The sequence below is a fragment of the Vibrio sp. 03_296 genome (assembly GCF_002265885.1).
The window spans coordinates 1-1,159 of the sequence record NZ_NPKW01000004.1 but is presented as its reverse complement, the minus strand read 5'-3'; the positions used below and the strand labels follow the sequence as shown (position 1 = coordinate 1,159).

Genomic DNA, 1,159 nt, shown 5'->3' with positions numbered 1-1,159 from the left:
GCGTGCTGGCTTATCATCCTTGGCTTTGGTCGTGCGTACATCAACACGCACATCCTCTTCGAAGATCTCTATTTTTAACATGGTATGTTCCTATGCTGTTCGAAGCTGAACAACGTTGTCATTGGCAAGTAATTGGCGAGTTAACGGGCCGAACTCAGGCTCCAAGTACCAGTCCGGATATTGTTGGGAGAAGTCAACGGTGATTACATCAACCAACGGCACAACCTTATTCATGCCATTGCCTTGTAAGTTCTGTAGTTGAGCCTTGGTAAAACCTGACTCGATAAGAGTGTTCAAGTTGTTGTAAAACGTCTGTTTAACAGAGAATGATCTTTTGACTTCGAGGTAACCTTCATTGACCAGGCGACGATAAAACGAGAACGCCCTATCCGCTTTTGCATAACTAACGTTACCCTTTGGCGTTACTTTCTGGTGCTTAAGTCTCAAGGTATTTTGTACTAATTCATCATCATAGATATTCATGGAGTGACCCCTGTATGTGTGGTTTATCAGCTCTCCATATGTCATTAGCCATAACTCTTGGATTAACTCTTTGCCTGTTTCTTGGAGCTGCTGTTGGTAGTTAATTAGGTCGTTGATTTTTGTCGGTATATTCAGTTCTTTTAATTTGCGTTTCGTTACGCTTGCCTCAAAGCGGATTAGCCATCTAACAAAGCGGTGCAGTCGTGGGTCAGACATTGCATCAACAATAGATTGAGCGTGCTTATCACCCTTCTCTGCCTTTGCCCGATAATCGTTGTATTGCTTCTCGAACTCGTGTTGTTTTGAGTAACACTTACCACGCCAGTGTGAAGATGCTCTGTTGTGATAACACGTTGTTTCGTATTCACTACGTGACGCTTTAACTTGCCCGTGAGACACGTTGGCCATATGAGCGATTGCCTGTTTTGCTTTCTGTTCAGTGCCAACATTTGCCGAGAACGTGCAGTCCAACTGCATCACTTCAGCTAAATCCCATTCAAGCATATCTGCAAGCATCGGGTGAGAGAGTTCCAGCGCGGAACACATTTCAGCATACCCAAGCAGTATTGAGCATGGGCCGAAGATGTTGTGGCCTTGTAGGATTTTCGCTGGACTGGCTTTGATTTCGACAGATGGCGGTACGTTAGGAGAACCATTGTTGAACTTGATAGCGACA

At 44.6% G+C, this 1,159-nt stretch carries 1 protein-coding gene; it reads right to left on the bottom strand.

Annotation, left to right across the window (positions count from 1 at the left end):
* Positions 1-90 precede the first annotated feature (90 nt).
* Positions 91-1,159: phage/plasmid replication protein, II/X family (locus CIK04_RS00155; RefSeq protein WP_128824561.1), on the bottom strand; the 1,069-nt coding region annotated here is incomplete at its 5' end.